Source organism: Barnesiella sp., assembly GCF_022723415.1.
GTDB lineage: Bacteria > Bacteroidota > Bacteroidia > Bacteroidales > Barnesiellaceae > Barnesiella > Barnesiella intestinihominis.
The window spans coordinates 19,126-38,175 of record NZ_JAIJHU010000033.1 but is presented as its reverse complement, the minus strand read 5'-3'; the positions used below and the strand labels follow the sequence as shown (position 1 = coordinate 38,175).

The following is a 19,050-nucleotide window of genomic DNA, read 5'->3' as shown; positions in this document are numbered from 1 at the left end:
ACAGGGGGCTCACGCCCCACCGCAGTTGCTCTGTCGCCATCTTGTTCTCCTTTCCACCCTGTGGTCTTGTCTGGCGTCACTATAAGCAGGTGACGACCGACGATGAAAACGGAGAAATGATGGAAATCCATCATTGCGCTGGCGGTATATTCGCTATTTCAGGTAACCCTGAAAAATAAATGGAAATAAGATTTGTGGTTCTTGTAAAATATTGATAATTAGATGTTTGTTTGGCTTTGTTATTATAATACTAATTATCGGGAATAATCGAAATAATTATTAGCAATTATTTTTTGTTGGTGATAAATTTCCCTTGTTGTATTGAATTTCTAACTTTGATTGGATTAAAGTCGGTCGGGTAACAAGAATGTATTTAACGTAACTACCGAAGTATAAAAATGAAAAAGCCGGTCAATCACCGGCTTTTCTTGTTTTTAATAAGATATCGGACTTTCCATTTGTGCTTTTTCAAGTCCTTCAAGAGTACTTTATTCTTTATCTGATAATCGAGATGTATCGACATGGATTCTTGTAAGGACTCTTCCGCATTTTGTATGCTGTTCCCGGAGACGGCTAAATCGATGGAAGGACAATAGGCGATATAGGCATTATCTTGTTTGAAGATGTAGATGTGGAATACCCCTGTAAGCAGATTACCGGAGATTTCTATTTTATCGGTACGAGGTCGCATAACGTTCACGAGTCGATTTGTTTATATATGATTTCGGGCGGAATAGCCGATATTTTCGAGAAGGCGAAAAGTTTCTTTCCCAAGTCTTTCAGCGAAGCGCCTATATGGTAGATTTCCCCATCGATGATTAGGAACCGATCGTGAGCCTTTGTGTATAACTTGACCTTTACAGGCGAATATTGGGCGTTGAATCGCTTGATGTCGAGCTCTAATTGCGGAGTGATCTTATCCGTATAGATCACCACCGACACCGATTTTTCTCGTTTCCCGAATAAAGTCAAGACAGATTCATCTATATAGTTGTCGAAAAGGACGATACTTTTTCGGGCTGACTTGACAAGATCGCAAACGAATTTGTAGGCGTCGAATATCTGGCCGGCAAAAAATATTCCCTCTATCGGCGGTAAGGAATGGCGGACGAAAAAATCTACTTGGTTGCTGAGCCTTTGTATTTCGGAGTCATATCTTTGGAAACGGGTATCGATTTTGTCTTCCAATCTTTCAAACCGATGGTTTAAGGAATAACCTTTCAACATATAATCTTTTAGAACAGAATTTGCCCAACGTCTGAAAAGTGTAGCGTTTTTTGAGTTTACCCGATAGCCTACCGATAGAATAGCGTCTAAGTTATAGACTTTTGTTTTATAGTTTTTTCCATCTGCGGCAGTTAGTTCCAAAATGGAACATACTGAATTTTCGTCTAACTCATTACTGGCAAAGATATTTTTTAGATGTTTGGTTATCGCTTGCCTCCCTGTTCCGAACAGTTCGGATATCTGTTGTTGTGTCAGCCATACGGTCTCATTTTCTAAACGGACTTCCAGACTTATAGCCCCTTCCGGTTGGTATAATACGATTTCACTCTTTTGTTCCATATCTGAATAGTTTTTGCAAATGTACATAAATAATTAAAAAACAGTGTCGAACTTCTGAATAATGGGATTGGCCTGCTCGATGTCGTGCGGCGTATATATATCCGTGATGAGAATAGAGGAATGCCGGGCTTGATCACGGACCGATATGTTATCGATTCGCGCCCGTAACATCGATGTCACCCCGGTATCTTTCAAGGAGTAGAATTTGTATGATGCCGGGAAATCGAGAGCTTTTCGGACAAAGCGAATCCAATAGTCCCGGAACTGTTTACTATCTCGGAAATCTTTACCGGGGATAAAACCGTTTGAGAATAGATAATAATTGCCCGGAAAAGAAAACACATTTAGGTCGACTAATAGTTTAAGCACCTTATTCGGCAACGTGATAACGGCATCTTTCCTGTTTTTGGAATTATCGGCATGTAGGCGGAGGGTTCCGCACTTAACCGAGAAGTCATTTATCTTTATCAAACTTATTTCTTTCGGCCGGACGAAACAATAAAATAAAAGATAGCAACCTAACAGATAATGCCGGTTATGGGTATTCAAATAGTCGAGTAGGCGGATAAGATCGTTTTCTTCTATAAGTTTCCGTTCTTTTTTGATACTCCGTTTGGAAATATTATCGATACCGTCGGTTAGCTTGTGTTCTGTATATCCATGTTTTAACAGCCACCCCGAAAATACTCGTAACCATGTCAGATAATTATTCCGAGTTTGCGGGCTGTTTTCACGTTCTATATAGATGTGGTCGAGGAACTCGGAGATATAAGATTTTGAAAGTTGATAAATGTAAGTGATCGGAGGCTTTTGCGAATCATTGTATTTGAGAAAGTTTCGTAAATACGAAACATAACCTATATAGGTATCTTGCCGAATGATCCCGTCGGAAAAAAGCCTGTCGATGTAGCTCCGGTATCTATTGCAAACGTCGGAAAACAAGGATAAACCTTTACTATTTCCGTTTTGGCTTATCCACGGATTCCAACCGATTCGGAGCTGGTTATGTAGACGGGTAATCAGGTCGGCGGCATACTTGCGCCGCTCTGAAATCTTTTCGATGTGATTTAACTTGATTCTTTTTAGCCGTAGCGCTCCGGCCAAAGGATCGAACGCTTTGAATCCGATATACCAGTCATTACCTTTTTTCCCGGTATAAAGTTTTGGAGGCGTATAAGAAATTACCTCCGAAGTCAGAAAATTTTTTTGAACAGACATTTTTTTTAAGAAGAGATTATTTTTCAAATCTCCCCTTGAATTAAACATCTCCCGTATTTCTCCCGGTCGTATTTAAACGACCAAACCTAACTTATTGAATTACAATAAGTTAGGTTAAAATCAGTCGGGGTGACAAGATTCGAACTTGCGACCACACGCCCCCCAGACGCGTACTCTAAACCGGGCTGAGCTACACCCCGCTGAATTGGTAGTGCAAAAGTAGTGGTATTTTCTATACTGACAAAATTTTGAACAACTTTTTTACTCCTGTTTTTCTTCGAAATTTCCTAATTGCTTGCAAGAGAGTCGGTAGGGGTTATAATTTAAATAGGTCGCGGTATAGGTCGAATGCTACGAATATTTCTTCCTTATCGACGTGACAGTCGATGACCGGTTTGCCGATGGTTTGTAATAATGTGAAGTTGATGTATCCGGCTTCGTTTTTTTTGTCGTGGGTCATCAACTCGTAGAGTGTTTCGTAGTCCTTACAGGTAATGGGAAATGCTCTGTAATGGCGATAGATGTATGCTGCCAATTCGGAGATTGTTTCGGACGGAAATTTCAGATAACGGTGGGAGAGTAGTAATTCGCATATGAGTCCCCAAGCCACGGCGAATCCGTGAGGTATGGGTGTTTCCCGCTTGTGTGAAAGGCTCTCGAATGCATGGCCGATAGTATGACCTAAATTCAAGGCTTTGCGTATTCCTTTTTCAAAGGGATCTTCGGCGACGATACGTTCTTTGACTTGTATCGATTCTTTGAGCAGTGGCAGAAGTTTTTCCCAATCGGGCATGGACAAGTCGAAATCGAGCAATGAACGGTAGGTGGCCGGATTGTCGATAAGTCCGTGTTTCAGCATTTCGGCGTATCCCGACAATAATTCGTTCTGTGGCAGTGTCTGAAAGAATTGTGTAGAGACGATGACCGTATCGGCCGGGCGAAAGGCTCCTATTTCATTTTTCAATCCGTTGAAATTTATTCCTGTTTTTCCTCCTACGGCGGCATCTACTGCTCCTAATAGGGTTGTGGGGATATTGATGAAACGGATTCCTCTTTTGAAACAGGCTGCGGCGAAACCTCCCAAGTCGGTGACCATACCTCCTCCCAAGTTGATAAGAAGCGATTTTCTGCTGGCTCCCTTGTGGCTCAGTTCGTTCCATACGTGAACGAGTGTTTGGAGTGTTTTATGGGTGTCGCCGGCTTCGATCGTAATATATTGGGCTTGTGTGGATATGTTTTTCGATATTTCGGGTAGGGCGAATTTTTGGGTATGTGTGTCGCAGAGTATAAAAAGGGTATCGAAAGAAAAGTTTTCGAGCATATTTTTAAGGGTTTCGCCGGGTGTGGCGGTGAATATGATTTTTTGCGACTCCATACAGATGATATTAACGGGTGATTTTTAGCGTGTGTATAAGTTCGTCGACATGATTGGCGAAATCGGGCATGGACGGGAAAACCATATCGGCTCCGGCTTCGATGAGCGTCTGTGCCGGAATGGGGCCTGTGTTGACTGCTATGGTAAATATTTGTGCTGCCGTACCGGAGACTACCCCTAGGGGTGCATTTTCGATGACAATCGCTTCGTTCGCTTTGACTCCGGCTTTGGAAAGTCCCATTAAATAGGGCTCGGGACTCGGCTTCCCAATCTTTACGTCGTATGCCGTCACCTTATATTGCTGTTCGAATACACCGGGATAATCGTGGTCTAGCCGATCTAAGAGAGAACCTTGTCCCGAACCTGTGACCAGTACAGGGCGTATGCCGTTACCGATGATTCGTTGCAGCATGAGGTCGGCTCCCGGCATGGGGACGATTTTTTCCAACGCGTTGAAATGTTTTTCCTTGATTTTATAAATCTCGGCACACTCGTCATCGGACACCTGTTTCCCGAAATGTTTGTCGAACAAGTATTTAATTGTACTGGCTCCTGTTCGTCCTTCGTATAGATAAAATTCATCTTTGGAACATTTGAATCCCATAGGGGTGAGTGTACGATACCAAGCTTCGACATGATTTTTCATCGAGTCGTAGAGAACTCCGTCCATATCGATAAGCGCGGCCTTAGGAGTAATGCAAGGCACGTTGTGCTGTAAAAGATAGTTTTTAATAGCGATATTTTCCAAAATGTCGTGTTTCTTGTTTTATTCTACAAAAGTAGGGCTTTTGAGATAATTAGCCAAAGAAGTGGTGTTGAAAGACTTTTATTTTGTTTGAGATTGGATATTGGGTTTATTTCTGGTTTGTTAAAAATTTAACAAGATGTAAAATTAAGGCATAAATGTTTGTATTCTGTGATAATCCATTATTTTTGCAATAGATACGAGAATAGGTCGAGTTTCGGCATTACTAATCGAACTTGTTTCTGCGTTGGGCTTGTACTATTTTTGTTGCAAATATGGAAATGGATTGTATTTCGATATTATCAAGATTTGTTTTTATTTTTTCTGTTTTTTGAAATGAAATAAAGTTATAGGGATATGAAGAGACTATTATGTAAGTGGATTCCGGTGTGTGCAATGGGTGCTGTTTTATGTGCCTGTGGGGGTGGAGTAGCCGATGGGGATTATGTCGGTGCATTTAAAGAATATGTGAAATCGGAGTTGAAGTCTGGAACGTGGGTTCTATCGGCCGATGAAAACTTATCCGCAGAGAAAGTCGATTCGATTCAAGTAGAAATTCTCCATGAAGTGACCGTTGCCGATAGTCTTCGAGCCGGTCGTCAAGAGGCTATCGATAGCTACGTTTCTACCGAACAACGTTTGAAATATGAGATGGAGGTAGCAGAACATAATTATAAACTCGATGAGAACAGCCAGTTTGCTCGTCGTGTCGATTATGAACGAAAATTGAAAGAGGCTATGCGTTCACATGGGAATGACCGTAATTATGCTTCGAAAATAGAAGGATATAAACAGGCTATGGAGCGTTTGCCCAAAGATCATGAAGCCTATGTGAAATTTGACAAGGATAGGGACTTTTCGTATATTCGAGAGTATGAGGCCGCCAAATCGGCTTATGATCAATTTGTCGCCACGAATGTAGACGATTATATACAATCGTATGATTTAATCGCTCGCTATGTCGGTCGTGATACGACTGAGGTTTTGGGAGTTGCCGCTCAGGTAGAGTTTATTACTCCGGACGGGAATCAATCTGCTATCGTTTTGTTTAATGAGAAACCAACCTTTGTGAAAACAATCTTAACGGATGCTCAGGCGTTGGAAGACGATGATACAGAAAGCGACGCCATAGAGTATGAAGCGGAATAATAAATAGAATGGTTAAAAAATAAAAAAGGAAAGGGCTACATTTTGTAGCCCTTTCCTTTTTTATTCGATTCAAAATATTATCGATATTGTATAACAAAACATGTAAAAGCAAAAATTTTTCAGGTATGTAGGGGGTATGTGTATTTTTTGTGTCATAATGGTAGAACGACTTTAATCTTTCTATTAAAAATTTATGTATTTATGATTAAAAAACATGTACTCCTAAGTATTTTGGGACTTTTCATTGCGTGTACTGTCGGGGCGCAGGATAATTCGATGGCCGATGAAAAGGCTATTGTGAAGTCGGGTAACATGCGCTTTACGGTGTTGACTCCCGAAATGATTCGTATAGAATATAGTGCGAAATTGCAGTTTGAGGATCGCGCGTCCTTTGTAGTCATTAATCGCCATCTTCCGGTTCCGAATTTTACCCAAGAGGAACGTGACGGATATCTTTATCTTACAACCGATAAACTGGAACTGCGTTATAAACTGGGTACATATCCGGTAAGTAATGATCGTTGTAATCCTAATTTACAAATTACACTCGATGTGAACGGGGTCGAAGAGGTGTGGTATCCTGGGAAACAAGACCCGTATAATCTGAAAGGAACGACTAGAACTTTGGATAGAGCAGAGGGCGATGTGCGTGAATGGTTGGAGAATGGGTTACTTTCTCGTGTTGGTTGGGCTGTGATCGATGAACGAGAACCTCGCAAAGACGGTAGTCTGAGTCTTATGTTCGAGAGAGATACGAATGGGGGTATGGATTGGGTCGCTCAACGTAAGGATACCGCCGCTCTTGATATGTATTTCATGGGTTATGGGCATGATTATAAAAAGGCTCTTGGCGATTTCACCAAGATAGCCGGTAAGATTCCGTTGCCTCCGCTTTATGTATTTGGATATTGGTACTCTAAGTTTCAACGTTATACCGAGCAAGATATGCGCGATATTGTAAATGAAATACGTTCGCGTGATATTCCTATGGATGTACTCGTTATAGATATGGATTGGCATCGTAATGGCAAGACCGGTTCTACCGATGGAACCGAGTGGACCGGTTGGAGTTGGAATAAAGCTCTTTTCCCCGATCCTGCCGGTTTTATCTCTTGGTTGCACGATGAACAAAATTTGAATACGACACTTAATTTGCATCCGGCCGATGGTGTTTTCCCCAAAGAGGATAATTATGATGCTTTGTATGCCGATTTGGCCGGACGTTATTCTGATATAAAGGCCGATAGTCTGACTAACGAAGACGGTACCATTCGTTGGAATATCGAAAACAAGGATTTCTACGAGGCCTTTTTCGAACATATTTTACGGCCTCATGAAAATATCGGTGTCGATTTTTGGTGGGTCGATTGGCAACAGTGGATGATTGCGCAGAATGAACCGAATTTAGGTAATACTTTTTGGTTGAATCATGTGTTTTTCAACGATAAAAAATTGCAGGCAAAAAATCGGCCGTTTATCTTTCATCGTTGGGGTGGGTTGGGTAATCATCGTTATCCTATCGGTTTTTCGGGAGACTCGGAAGCGACTTTTTCTTCGTTGGCTTTTCAGCCCTATTTTACAGCTACCGCATCTAATGTCGGTTATGGTTATTGGAGTCATGATATAGGAGGTCATAATCAGGAGGGAGCCAACGATGCCGAGTTGTATTTGCGGTGGATTCAATACGGGGTCTTCTCTCCTATATTGCGTACACATGCTACGGCTGCCGGCCATATCGAACGTCGCATTTGGAAATATGCTAATTTTGAGCAGATGCGTGATGCCATTTATTTGCGTTATGCTTTGATACCTTATATTTATACGATGGCACGTTGGTCGTACGATACGGGAGTGGGCATGTGTCGTCCTATGTATTATGATTATCCCGAAGCAGATGAGGCTTACCGTTATGAGGGACAGTATATGTTTGGAAACGATATACTCGTAGCCCCCGTCACTTCGTCGGATAAAGGAACGAATGTCAGTGAAAAAGATATTTGGCTACCTGAGGGCAAGTGGTATGAAGTGATGACGGGTGAGTTAATCGATGGTGGTTCGGTCGTTACTCGTTCGTTCACTCGTGAACAGATTCCTTATTATTATCGCGAGGGTGCTATCATTCCGCTTTATCCTCGTATGATGCACCTGAAAAAACGGCCTGAAACACTCACTTTGCAGTTTACACCCGGAGCCAGAGGCGAATTTAATTATTATGAGGATGCCGGAAACAACGCTGATTATCAAACAGCTTGTACATTTACAAGAATTACGCAAAATACCGAGGACGGAAGAACCTCTTGTACTATTTATCCTCGTACCGGATCATTCGACGATATGCCGGAAGAACGGGCTTATCGTCTTGAATTTTTGGCTCGGAACGAGGCTCCGACAAAGGTCACTTTTTCCGATGGAACGCATGCTGTCTATGAGTATGATGCCGAGAGTAAAAAGATCGTGATTTCCGTACCGAAAAGAGCATGCAGTTCAGCTATAACCGTAATCATTGAATAATAAAAAGAGAAAAATATGAAAAGATTTTGCAAGAATATGGCCGTTTTACTTCTCTTGTTTGGATTTGTTCTAACTGCGAGAGCAGATTGGCGGCTTGTTGGAGATACGGCTGAATTAAAGATTCCCGTCGTGCTTTCTCCGGTGGGAGACGATGGAAAGGAGTTTGTTTACGTGGGTGGCTTGCCGGAAGTTTTGTTTAAATTGACCGATGGTATAACGGAGTATGTCCATGAATGTGGTAGTAATAATCCTTTGGGCGATTCTATACCTTTGCGAGAGGCCGGTGAAGACGAGCGAGGGTTGTGTATCCGGTATGCGAGCGAGACCGATGTATATAGATTGACCCTTACAGTCGATGGTAATGCAAAAAGTTTGAAGGCTGAACGGCTCGAATTGCCTAAAAACTTGTATATCATAGGAGGCCCGTTTAATCGAGAGATTCAATTTTGGAAGTTTCAGGATGCCAAAGCCTTAGAAGTGGATCGGACATATCCTTATATTTTCTATTATAAGGGTGTCATGCGCTATAACGATGAGGGTGACGAGTGCGGTAGTTTCATGTTTTTGAAACGATTGAGCTGGGACGATAAATATCACCCTGCATCGAGTGGAGATTTTTCTATTTCGGGAAAGGTGGGACAACCTTTGAAAATGCGTTTGAATGGAGAGGATAATAAGTGGACTATTCCGGCTGACCGAAGTGGAGATGGATATTATGAATTGAAAGTCGATTTACTCAATCTTACACTTACCGTCGAAAAGTTTGAACCGGATTTGGTAGAGAATCCATTTCCTCTTTCGGTTTTTGCTGTTGGAGCGGCTATGCCTTGTGGTTGGGATAATGCCCATCCTATGGTGATGACCCCGATCGCAGAGGGTGTATATCGTTGGGAAGGAGATGTAGAGGCCGGCGATTTCAAATTCCTTCGTAGAAGAGGAACTTGGGAACGTTGTTATGTGGCTAGGACAAAAGATGAACCTATTCGTTTTGGCGAGGAACATGATGTTATTTATGAGTATAATTCGTTTGAGGAGGGAAATGACTATAAGTTTGTGCTTCCCAAGACAAATCATTGTATTCTGACGCTCGACCTTAACCGAATGAAATTGAGGGTGGATAATGAAGAAACGGAAGGCAGTGGCGTTGAATCGATTAAAACATCTGGCGAGTTGATCTATTATAGTTCGGATAATACGCTTTTCTTGCGAAGTAAAAACAATTTACAGTTGCAGGTTCGTGTATTTGCCCTTGATGGGTGTCTCGTCTCGGAAGATGTTTTTATAGGTGGTACGGACATTAGCCTCTCTCGTGGTTATTATATCGTAGTCCTTCACCGTGAAGATGGTACGCAAGTTGCCGAGTTCAAAGTTTTTGTTGATTGAATCTGGACTTAGATTGGAATTTGTTATAATAGTTAATCGACACGAGCCTGTGTTCCGCTATCGGGATTTTAAAGTAATCGGGCTGTTGAAATAAAAATAAAACGAGATTATCTTTTGGAGGTAATCTCGTTTTATTTTAAATGTGAACGTTTTAATTATATCGACTAAATGTTGAATCCGATTTTCGTTTTGCTCGTTTCTTCGTTATCGACAGATAAATTTTTGACAATGGTTACCACATCGCAACAAATAAATCCCTTGCTTCAATGAGATGGAGTTATCTCCCTCAACACCTTGAACTTGGGCTACGATTCGACCTTGTAGGTCGCTGATGATAATTTCTTGGGGTACAAGAAGTCGTATAATTGTGTTACCGGGATAGGAAATAACCTTGATCTCTTGGTTTTCTCGATGGGTATTGTCTATATTCGAGGGAATGGGAACTTCTGTCAGTTCTGTCCATTGAGATTGGTAAAGATTGTCGCCCACTACTGCATAGGCGCTCATGCGAAATGCAAATTGGTCACCCCATGCTTTGGGTAGATCTGTAAAAGTATAACTGTTCGTCCTGCGGCCTTCGACGAGGGTATAATCGTAATTATAGCTAAACCGGTCTCCCTTTGAAAGAGTTTGAGTCATTGTGAATTCGTCGAGATAGATTTCTTTGATAGGATCGAGTTGCCTGAAATATAATTCGATATACATTTGTTCACTGCTATGCTTAAAGTCTATTGTCAAATTATTATAGCCTTCTTGTGTGAGAAATTTGGTTATTTTCTCGGGAGTACCTTGTGAGTAGTAGTTGTTAAAGTCAATTTTGTCTCCTTTGGCTCCATATACTCGTACGTTGATTGTACAACCATTTGTATTGGTTGTGCTGATGACGGGGGTCTGAATATTGATACCACTGAGCATGCCTTCCGTCCAGCACCCGAAATTAACAGACCAGTCAGGGACAGTTGTATATTCGTCGTAATTCGTTGTACCGTCGTCTTCTGCTGGAAGATCGATCGTGCCTCCCGTAAAAGCATCGAAATTTTCGTGGAGAATGGTTTTTGTTTCATCTCTTTGGGCAATGTGGGTATAAACATTGTAAACGACATATCCGTTGGACCCGATGACTGTGTTCCAGTTGGCTGTATATTGCCCCCCTTGAATATCGGTGAATTCTTTGAGTACGGGTTTGGAAAGGGAACCTGCATATCCGAATACATCAATCATATTTGATTCCAAAGAAGTTTCAGAGTCGTTGGTGCTTTTTACCGTGTAAAAATAATCGGTATTGTCTTTGAGTCCGGTTACGGGAGCTGACGTTTCTGTGATTCGTTTGTTTTCGACAAGATAATCCCGTGTTTTTACGATACCGCCATAAGTATAACTTATTTCGTCAATAGCCGTGGGACTGTTTAGATCTGGATTTTCATCGGTATAAATCATTTTGAACTGAATACACCCCACCGGGATATTGGCGGAAAAATCGGCTATTCCCCCACTTCGATAACTGATTGTTGAGGCTTCACCAAGAGAGTGCCATTGAAAGCCGTCAAATCCGTAAACTGCGACTGTTCCGGTGGCATTGGCGTTTTTTATCCAAAACGAAAATTTCGAGGCGGGGGCCGGTAATACAGGGGTAACAATCGAATCGCCTGTGGCATCGAATGCAAGAGCTATTTTTCCCGAATAAACAGATGTGGTATCTCCGGCGACATTGGTCGTATATAATTGGCGAATAGAGCCGGTATTCACGTCGATTTTCCAATTTTCGGGGAATACGGATAGGTTAGAGTCTATGTATTTATTTTGTTTTGACCCAGAAGAACGAGGCACTAATCCCTCAAAACTTTCTGTGACTTTTACTGCTTCTGTCCCGCAATCTTCCATTTTATAGGCAAAAACATTCAAATTGTAAGCCGAAGCCTGAGATACAGATTGCCAGTTTGCGGTAAAGGAATTTTCAGTAATATCGGTTGCGGGTAGAGCTTTGGGGACTTCAAGAGCGGCATGGGAGAGTGCAATTCCCCATAACGATAAAATAAGAGTAGCTAATCTTCTCATGATCTAAGGGTTATGTTTTATAGGGAGTAAAGATATTAAAAATATATAGAAAAATTTATTTGATAAGATATTTTAAAAGAACAGCCTGCCGAATTTTTCGGCAGGCTGTTCCTACATTTACGTTATGTTTAATTAGATACGAGCTTGTATGGCTTTACTTTCTTCTTCGTAACCGGGTTTATTGAGCAAAGCGAACATATTGCGTTTGTATGCTTCGACTCCCGGTTGGTTAAACGGGTTTACACCCAAAATATAACCGCTAATGCCGCAGGCTTTTTCGAAGAAGTAAATCAGTTGTCCCAAATAGAGTTCCGATAATTCGGGTATTTCTATTTTAAGGTTGGGGACTCCGCCGTCTACGTGAGCTATTTGAGTCCCAAGTTCGGCCATTTTGTTTACTTCGTCCACTCTCTTTCCTGACAGGAAATTTAGCCCGTCCAGATTATCCTTGTCGGAAGGGATATTTACCGTATGTTTCATTTTGGTAACCGAAAGAACGGTTTCGAAGATGGTTCTTTCACCTTCCTGAATCCATTGTCCCATCGAATGTAAATCGGTCGTGAAGTCGACTGATGCCGGATAGATTCCGAGGTTTTCTTTTCCTTCGCTTTCTCCGTAGAGTTGTTTCCACCATTCTGCGAAGAAGTGTAATTTAGGATTGAAGTTGACGAGGATTTCTATTTTCTTCCCGCTTTGATATAAAGCATTTCGGGTGGCAGCATAAATAGCTGCGGGGTTTTTCTCGAAAGGAATATCTTCTCCACACGCTTTTTCCATAGCTACCGCTCCGGAAACCAGCGTTCTGATGTCGAATCCGGCTATGGCAATAGGCAATAGTCCTACGGGAGTGAGTACCGAGAAACGGCCTCCTACGTTGTCGGCAATGACAAAAGTTTTGTATCCTTCGGTGTCGGCCAGTTTACGCAATGCACCTTTTTTTGCATCGGTTATGGCGATGATACGATGTTTGGCTTCGTCTTTTCCTACTTGTGCTTCGAGCTGTTCTTTCAACAATCGGAAAGCAATGGCGGGTTCTGTCGTCGTTCCCGATTTTGAAATGACGACGATGCCAAAAGATTTATTTTTCAGGAGGGTTTGCAGTTCAAACAAATAGTCTTCGCCGATGTTGTGTCCGGCAAACAGTACGAGCGGATTTTTATGTTCCGAGCGAAGAAATTCGAATGAGTCGGATAGAGCCTCGATAACAGCTTTGGCCCCGAGGTAGCTACCTCCGATACCAATGACTACTACTATTTCGCAACGGTCTTTCAATTGTTTTGCAGCAGTTTCGAGGTCTGCTAAATGGGCTTCTGTTATTTCGGAGGGTAGATGCAGCCACCCTAAAAAGTCATTTCCTTTACCCGTACCTTTGTGCAGCATTTCCATGCCGCTTTTCGCTTTGTCTTCCAATGCGAATACATCGCTTTTGGATACAGTGCCTAATGCTTTTTCAATGTTCAATTCGATTGATTTCATAGTTTCACTATATTAGTTGTATTACAGAAATGTATCATATATACTTTCAATGGCGTGCCGGGGCAATACTTTTTTGTAGAGTATATCATAAACACATTGCAGTATGGGCATGTTCACCTTGTATCGTTCGTTTATTTCGTAAATACACTTCGTACCGAAATATCCTTCGGCAATCATCTCCATTTCCATTTTTGCGGCACTGACGGAGTAGCCACGTCCTATCATGGATCCGAAATTGTGATTGCGGCTGAACCGGGAATAGGCGGTAACCAAAAGGTCTCCCAAATATACCGAATCGCTGATGTTTCTGTCCCGACATGGGGAGACTGCTTGTAAAAAACGATCCATTTCGTTCAAGGCGTTGGATACGAGCATAGCTTGAAAATTATCTCCGCTCTTCATACCATGACAAATCCCGGCGGCTATGGCATAGACGTTTTTTAATACGGCAGAATATTCAATGCCTTTTACATCGGAGGAGATAATGGTTTTCAGCTTGGGGCTCGCCAATATGTCGGCGAAACTTCTCGCTTTTTGCAGATCGTTACACCCGATGGTGAGATAGGAGAGCCGTTCGAGCGCTACTTCCTCGGCATGGCATGGCCCCCCGATTACGGCCAAGTGGGATTCCGGCACGTGATAGAAATTTTGTAGGTATTCGGTGACAATCATATTTTCGTCGGGAACGATTCCTTTTATCGCTGTCACGACAAATTTTTTACTGATGTCGGCCGACAGTTTCTTTAAATGGGACTTCATGTAGGGCGATGGAGTCACCAAGAGTAACGTGTCGGCCGCATCGGCGATTTCGTTGATGTCGGAGCTGAAATGTATTCGAGATGTGTCGAATGTGACATCGGACAGATATACAGGATTGTGACCTGTTTGTTTGAAATCGGCGATACGGTCGTCTCGACGCATGTACCATAGGATATTATCGGCATTATTAAGCGCCAGCTTTGCCAAAGCTGTCGCCCAACTGCCACCTCCCATGATCGCTATTTTACCGGGTATAGGCATGGTCGATTATCGTTTTGCGTTTTCTACCCATTCTTTTACATCGTCGATCGTGGGGTTAGCCAGTTCGAGCTTGTATTTTTTGTTAATGCCACAGATTTCTTGATGCATTTTGTTCGGATTGGCTTCTGCTACGTCGGCTACGGTGAGGTATCCTGCTTTTTGAATGGGTGCGACCCATTCGGCAGGAATGTTTATGGTGGTATAGGCCGCTTCGTTATCTCGTTTTTGAACTTTCTCGGGGCGCATTTGCGGGAAGAGGAGAACTTCTTGTATGGTGGTTTGTCCGGTCATGAGCATGACGAGCCGGTCCATACCTATTCCCATACCCGATGTGGGAGGCATACCGTATTCGAGAGCCCGGATAAAGTCATTGTCGATGAACATGGCTTCGTCGTCTCCTTTTTCGGAGAGGCGGAGTTGTTCTTCGAAACGCAACCGTTGGTCGATGGGGTCGTTCAACTCGGAGTAGGCATTACAGAGTTCTTTCCCGTTTACCATTAGCTCGAAACGTTCGGTCAGTTCGGGGTTATTCCGATGACGTTTGGTAAGCGGCGACATCTCGATGGGATAATCGGTGATAAAGGTGGGCTGTGTGTAATGGCCTTCGCATTTCTCGCCGAATATTTCGTCGATGATTTTTCCTTTGCCCATTGTTTCGTCGACCTCGACCCCGATTTTTTTGCAAACTTCGCGCAATTGTGCTTCGTCCATGCCGCTGATGTCGATACCCGTGTGTTCCTTGATGGCGTCGAGCATAGTGATACGCTTGAACGGAGTTTTGAAATTGATCGTGTTTTCACCGACTTTGACTTCGGTAGTACCGTTTACGTCGAGACAGATTTTTTCTAACATTTTTTCGGTGAAATCCATCATCCAGTTGTAGTCCTTGTAGGAGACATAGATTTCCATACAGGTAAATTCCGGATTGTGCGTTCTGTCCATGCCTTCGTTGCGGAAGTTTTTGGAAAATTCGTACACTCCTTCGAAGCCTCCGACAATCAGCCGTTTCAAATATAATTCATCGGCGATACGCAAATATAGAGGTATGTCGAGTGCATTGTGGTGGGTGATGAACGGACGGGCGGCCGCACCTCCGGGTATCGATTGCAGAATGGGTGTTTCGACTTCCAGATATCCACGAGAGTTGAAATATTCCCGCATGGAGGTGTACACTTTGTTCCGTTTGATGAATATATCTTTTACTCCTTCGTTTACCACCAAGTCTACATAGCGTTGACGATAACGGAGCTCGGGGTCTTCGAAAGCGTCGTAGGCTACCCCGTCTTTCATCTTTACGATGGGAAGGGGGCGTATCGATTTGGCGAGTACTGTCAGCTCTTGTGCGTGGACCGTTATCTCTCCCATTTGGGTGCGGAATACAAATCCGCGAATACCGATGAAATCGCCGATGTCGAGCAGCTTTTTGAATACGGTATTGTATAATTCTTTATCTTCTCCCGGGCAGAGGTCGTCACGCGAAATATAAACTTGGATACGGCCCTCCGAGTCTTTCAACTCGATGAATGAGGCTTTACCCATGATACGCCGACTCATAATACGTCCGGCTATGGCTACCTGACGAGGAGTTTCCGCACCATCGACGAAATTATTTTTTATTTCCTGAGAATAGGCGTTTACAGGATATTCGGCAGCAGGGTAGGGTTCTATGCCCAATTTGCGCATTTCGTCGAGACTGTTACGACGAATGATCTCTTGTTCGCTTAGGTCGAGAATATTCATAGGTATATGTTTGTAAATTTTCGCAAAAATACAAAACTTTGAGCTAATCCGGCTATGTTTGGCGTAAATTATTGTTATCGAGCGACTGTTATCCCGATGTAAAGTTTATGTTTTCGTGGTATCGTTTTCATCGTCGGAGGGGACCATAATATCGGACTTGTTTTTTAACCATTTGAAGATATTGATTCGCAGTTTGCTTCCCCGGGCTTCGAAGTAATTGTTGAAACACGAATTGATTTCACAGCCATACACCACTAACAGCACGAGTGCCGGTAATATGGGAATCCCGAACGGTGTGCCGAACGCTTCGCCAAAACTCGTGGCGACCAGTATCCAGCAAAGATAGTCGATGATTTTGTTTGCGCTTCGGCGTATCGCCCTGCTTTTGCGTATGGTTTCGCCCCTATGCCGTGCTGCTTCGATACCGAATTTCAAGTCGGCCAAAACCAATGCGAATGCAGCTAATAGAAACCAACGTATGGGTGAGATAAAATCGGCGGCCCAAGAGAGATACGACACGAGCGAGCCGTTGATGAGATTGCGTTCGTCCATAATTCAAAATTGTATTCAAATGTTTCGACGGCAAATTTCGTATCGGGAAGCGGGGAATACATGTCTTGTTTATAAAAAATGAGAAATAAAAGTTTCTTTTCTTTTCGATATGTGACTATTTTGTTATTTTTGCTTTCGCTTATCGTTGTATTTTACAGAGTAATAATAAAATAAAGTTAACCTTATGAACATTTTCCAAAAGAGCATTTCCCTTTTCATTGCGGTCATGACGGTATTTGCGGCTCAAGCTAAAAATTATGAAGTAGCTTCGCCCTCGGGAGATTTAAGAGTGGTCGTATCGGTAACGAATTCCGGGACGACTCTGAGCGTGTTTGCTGGAGAAACAGAGGTTTTGGCTCCGTCTCCTATATCCCTCACGATAAAAGAAAACAACGAATCTCGAACAAAAGTTTTATGGGGCATGAATTCCAAACAACCCAAAGTTCGCAGGAGTTTTGTAGACGAGATGATTCCGGCTCCTGTTTATAAACGTTTTCAAGTGAAGGATCGTTATAATCAGATGGTTTTGACATCGGGAAAACAGGGGTTGGTTGTGCGGGCTTATGACGATGGAATAGCGTATCGATTGACCTATAAAAGTAATATCCCTTATACAGTATATAACGAACAAGTTGATTTTACATTTTCCGCCGATTATCCGATGTACGCTAGTTATGTAAAACGTGGAGACGATGGTGATTTCGAGTCGCAGTATATCAACTCGTTCGAGAATACTTATGAACATGAATCTATTACCAAATTTAAATCGTCGCGCCTTTTATTTCTTCCTGTGTTGGTAGAGTTGCCTCATGGAATGAAAGTGTGTATAACCGAAGCCGACTTGGATAATTATCCGGGTATGTATTTGGTGGGTGGAGGCGATACTCCGGTCCTTACGTCGCACTTTGCGCCGGTTCCGAAAACGACGGTTCAAGGGGGACATAACATGTTACAAAAGTTTGTTACTTCCCGAGAAGAATATATTGCTCGTGATGCCAATGCCCAACTTCCGTGGCGGGTGATTGCCGTTGCCGGTAATGATGCAGAGTTGGCCGCCAGTGATATCGTGTTCCGTTTGGGGAAACCTCTGCGTATCGCCGATACTTCGTGGATAAAACCGGGTAAGGTGGCTTGGGATTGGTGGAATGCGTGGAATCTCTACGGGGTAGATTTTCGTGCCGGAATCAATAACGAGACGTATAAATATTATATCGATTTTGCTGCGGAGAACGGGATAGAATATGTGATTCTCGACGAGGGGTGGGCTGTGAATAAAAAGGCCGATTTAATGCAGGTCGTTCCTGAAATAGATTTGCCTGAATTGGTAACGTATGCCGACGGGAAAAATGTCGGTTTGATTCTTTGGGCCGGATATTGGGCTTTCCATCGGGATATGGAAAATGTCGTGAAGCATTATGCCGATATGGGGATAAAAGGGTTCAAAGTAGATTTTATGGATAGGGACGACCAAGAGATGGTGCGGTTTATCAATGAAGCTTCGGAATTGTGCGCCCGTTATAATATGTTGGTGGATTTTCATGGAATGTACAAACCTACGGGAGCGCAACGTACATGGCCCAATGTGATCAACTATGAAGGTGTGAATGGTTTGGAACAATTGAAATGGAGCCCGAAAGGATATGACCAAGTGACTTACGATGTACAGATTCCTTTTATTCGTCAGTTTGCCGGACCTATGGACTATACGCAGGGAGCTATGCGCAATGCAATCAAGAAGAATTATAATCCGGTGAATAGTGAGCCGATGAGTCAGGGCACACGCTGTCGTCAGTTGGCTACGTATGTTATTTTTGATTCTCCGTTGAATATGTTGTGCGACAATCCTTCGAATTACAAGAGAGAACCGGAGTGTACCGCTTTCATAGCCCGCATCCCGACTGTGTGGGACGAAACTTTGGGGCTTGACGGGAAAGTGGGCGAATATATTACAATGGCGAGGCGCTCGGGCGATGAGTGGTACGTAGGAGGTTTGACAAACTGGGATAAACGGGATATAATTGTCGATCTCTCATTTTTGGGAGAGGGCTTTTATGAGATAGAGCTGTTCAAGGACGGTATAAATGCCGACCGTGCCGCTTGCGATTATAAACGGGTAGTAATGCCTGTTCCCGAAGACCGACAGTTGAAGGTCACTTTATTCCCCGGTGGCGGTTTTGCCGGCCGTATCGAGAGACGGTAGATAGCATGAAATACAGCAAGCGGAGCTTCGAGAAAAAGCTCCGCTTGTTTTTATTGGGTT

At 42.9% G+C, this 19,050-nt stretch carries 14 protein-coding genes and 1 tRNA gene; 4 read left to right on the top strand and 11 right to left on the bottom strand.

The features are described from left to right. Nucleotides 1-415 precede the first annotated feature (415 nt). From QVD32_RS08100 to QVD32_RS08075, 6 genes are all read right to left on the bottom strand, one after another. Nucleotides 416-700 (bottom strand): type II toxin-antitoxin system HicB family antitoxin, encoded by a 285-nt coding sequence (locus tag QVD32_RS08100; protein ID WP_021891931.1) that lies wholly within the window; start codon nt 698-700, stop codon nt 416-418. Continuing rightward, a complete protein-coding gene (gene rhuM / locus QVD32_RS08095) occupies nt 697-1,566 on the bottom strand; it encodes a RhuM family protein (protein WP_021891930.1) in 870 nt (289 codons plus the stop codon). The genes QVD32_RS08100 and rhuM overlap by 4 nt, the downstream gene beginning before the upstream one ends. 33 nt (nt 1,567-1,599) lie before the next feature. Beyond that, nucleotides 1,600-2,784 carry a tyrosine-type recombinase/integrase gene (locus QVD32_RS08090; RefSeq protein WP_021891929.1) on the bottom strand — a complete coding sequence of 395 codons (1,185 nt, stop codon included), beginning with the start codon at nt 2,782-2,784 and terminating at the stop codon, nt 1,600-1,602. Nucleotides 2,785-2,908: 124 nt separating this feature from the next. After that, nucleotides 2,909-2,984 (bottom strand) — tRNA-Pro (locus tag QVD32_RS08085). A 116-nt stretch (nt 2,985-3,100) separates the two neighbouring features. Further along, nucleotides 3,101-4,159 carry a 3-dehydroquinate synthase gene (gene aroB, locus QVD32_RS08080; RefSeq protein ID WP_021891928.1) on the bottom strand — a complete coding sequence of 353 codons (1,059 nt, stop codon included), beginning with the start codon at nt 4,157-4,159 and terminating at the stop codon, nt 3,101-3,103. 10 nt (nt 4,160-4,169) lie between these two features. After that, the gene (locus tag QVD32_RS08075) at nt 4,170-4,907 is read right to left on the bottom strand and encodes an inorganic diphosphatase (protein ID WP_021891927.1); all 738 of its coding nucleotides are present in this window, start codon (nt 4,905-4,907) and stop codon (nt 4,170-4,172) included. 354 nt (nt 4,908-5,261) lie between these two features. Here QVD32_RS08075 and QVD32_RS08070 point away from each other — a divergent pair, with 354 nt between their 5' ends. The 3 genes from QVD32_RS08070 (at nt 5,262) to QVD32_RS08060 (ending at nt 9,947) form a co-directional block, all read left to right on the top strand. After that, on the top strand, nt 5,262-6,053 hold the full coding sequence (locus QVD32_RS08070; RefSeq protein ID WP_021891926.1) for a hypothetical protein: 792 nt from the start codon (nt 5,262-5,264) through the stop codon (nt 6,051-6,053). A gap of 201 nt (nt 6,054-6,254) precedes the next feature. After that, the gene (locus QVD32_RS08065; RefSeq protein WP_195242108.1) at nt 6,255-8,564 is read left to right on the top strand and encodes a glycoside hydrolase family 31 protein; all 2,310 of its coding nucleotides are present in this window, start codon (nt 6,255-6,257) and stop codon (nt 8,562-8,564) included. A gap of 15 nt (nt 8,565-8,579) precedes the next feature. Further along, nucleotides 8,580-9,947 carry a SusF/SusE family outer membrane protein gene (locus QVD32_RS08060; RefSeq protein ID WP_008861154.1) on the top strand — a complete coding sequence of 456 codons (1,368 nt, stop codon included), beginning with the start codon at nt 8,580-8,582 and terminating at the stop codon, nt 9,945-9,947. Between the two features lie 204 nt (nt 9,948-10,151). On the opposite strand, the gene QVD32_RS08055 is transcribed toward QVD32_RS08060, so the two are convergent. From QVD32_RS08055 to QVD32_RS08035, 5 genes are all read right to left on the bottom strand, one after another. After that, nucleotides 10,152-12,002, bottom strand: a complete 1,851-nt coding sequence (locus QVD32_RS08055) for a hypothetical protein (RefSeq protein ID WP_021891923.1) — start codon at nt 12,000-12,002, stop codon at nt 10,152-10,154. Between the two features lie 132 nt (nt 12,003-12,134). Beyond that, nucleotides 12,135-13,478, bottom strand: a complete 1,344-nt coding sequence (locus QVD32_RS08050; protein WP_021891922.1) for a glucose-6-phosphate isomerase — start codon at nt 13,476-13,478, stop codon at nt 12,135-12,137. 21 nt (nt 13,479-13,499) lie between these two features. Next, entirely contained in the window at nt 13,500-14,498 is a 999-nt protein-coding gene (locus QVD32_RS08045; protein WP_008861151.1) for an NAD(P)H-dependent glycerol-3-phosphate dehydrogenase, read from the bottom strand. A gap of 6 nt (nt 14,499-14,504) precedes the next feature. Beyond that, a complete protein-coding gene (lysS, locus tag QVD32_RS08040) occupies nt 14,505-16,238 on the bottom strand; it encodes a lysine--tRNA ligase (RefSeq protein WP_021891921.1) in 1,734 nt (577 codons plus the stop codon). 105 nt (nt 16,239-16,343) lie between these two features. After that, nucleotides 16,344-16,790, bottom strand: coding sequence for a hypothetical protein (locus QVD32_RS08035; RefSeq protein ID WP_008861149.1), 447 nt, complete (start codon nt 16,788-16,790; stop codon nt 16,344-16,346). 184 nt (nt 16,791-16,974) lie between these two features. On the opposite strand from QVD32_RS08035, the gene QVD32_RS08030 reads away from it, so the two are divergent. Further along, a complete protein-coding gene (locus QVD32_RS08030) occupies nt 16,975-18,990 on the top strand; it encodes a retaining alpha-galactosidase (protein WP_021891920.1) in 2,016 nt (671 codons plus the stop codon). The last annotated feature ends 60 nt before the right edge of the window (nt 18,991-19,050 follow it).

Bases quoted from the DNA above. Each gene is read 5' to 3' on its own strand.
- QVD32_RS08045 (WP_008861151.1), bottom strand. From the start codon at position 14,498: ATGCCTATACCCGGTAAAATAGCGATCATGGGAGGTGGCAGTTGGGCG.
- QVD32_RS08055 (WP_021891923.1), bottom strand. From the start codon at position 12,002: ATGAGAAGATTAGCTACTCTTATTTTATCGTTATGGGGAATTGCACTC.
- QVD32_RS08050 (WP_021891922.1), bottom strand. From the start codon at position 13,478: ATGAAATCAATCGAATTGAACATTGAAAAAGCATTAGGCACTGTATCC.
- QVD32_RS08035 (WP_008861149.1), bottom strand. From the start codon at position 16,790: ATGGACGAACGCAATCTCATCAACGGCTCGCTCGTGTCGTATCTCTCT.
- QVD32_RS08030 (WP_021891920.1), top strand. From the start codon at position 16,975: ATGAACATTTTCCAAAAGAGCATTTCCCTTTTCATTGCGGTCATGACG.
- lysS (WP_021891921.1), bottom strand. From the start codon at position 16,238: ATGAATATTCTCGACCTAAGCGAACAAGAGATCATTCGTCGTAACAGT.
- QVD32_RS08070 (WP_021891926.1), top strand. From the start codon at position 5,262: ATGAAGAGACTATTATGTAAGTGGATTCCGGTGTGTGCAATGGGTGCT.
- QVD32_RS08060 (WP_008861154.1), top strand. From the start codon at position 8,580: ATGAAAAGATTTTGCAAGAATATGGCCGTTTTACTTCTCTTGTTTGGA.
- QVD32_RS08090 (WP_021891929.1), bottom strand. From the start codon at position 2,784: ATGTCTGTTCAAAAAAATTTTCTGACTTCGGAGGTAATTTCTTATACG.
- aroB (WP_021891928.1), bottom strand. From the start codon at position 4,159: ATGGAGTCGCAAAAAATCATATTCACCGCCACACCCGGCGAAACCCTT.
- QVD32_RS08065 (WP_195242108.1), top strand. From the start codon at position 6,255: ATGATTAAAAAACATGTACTCCTAAGTATTTTGGGACTTTTCATTGCG.
- rhuM (WP_021891930.1), bottom strand. From the start codon at position 1,566: ATGGAACAAAAGAGTGAAATCGTATTATACCAACCGGAAGGGGCTATA.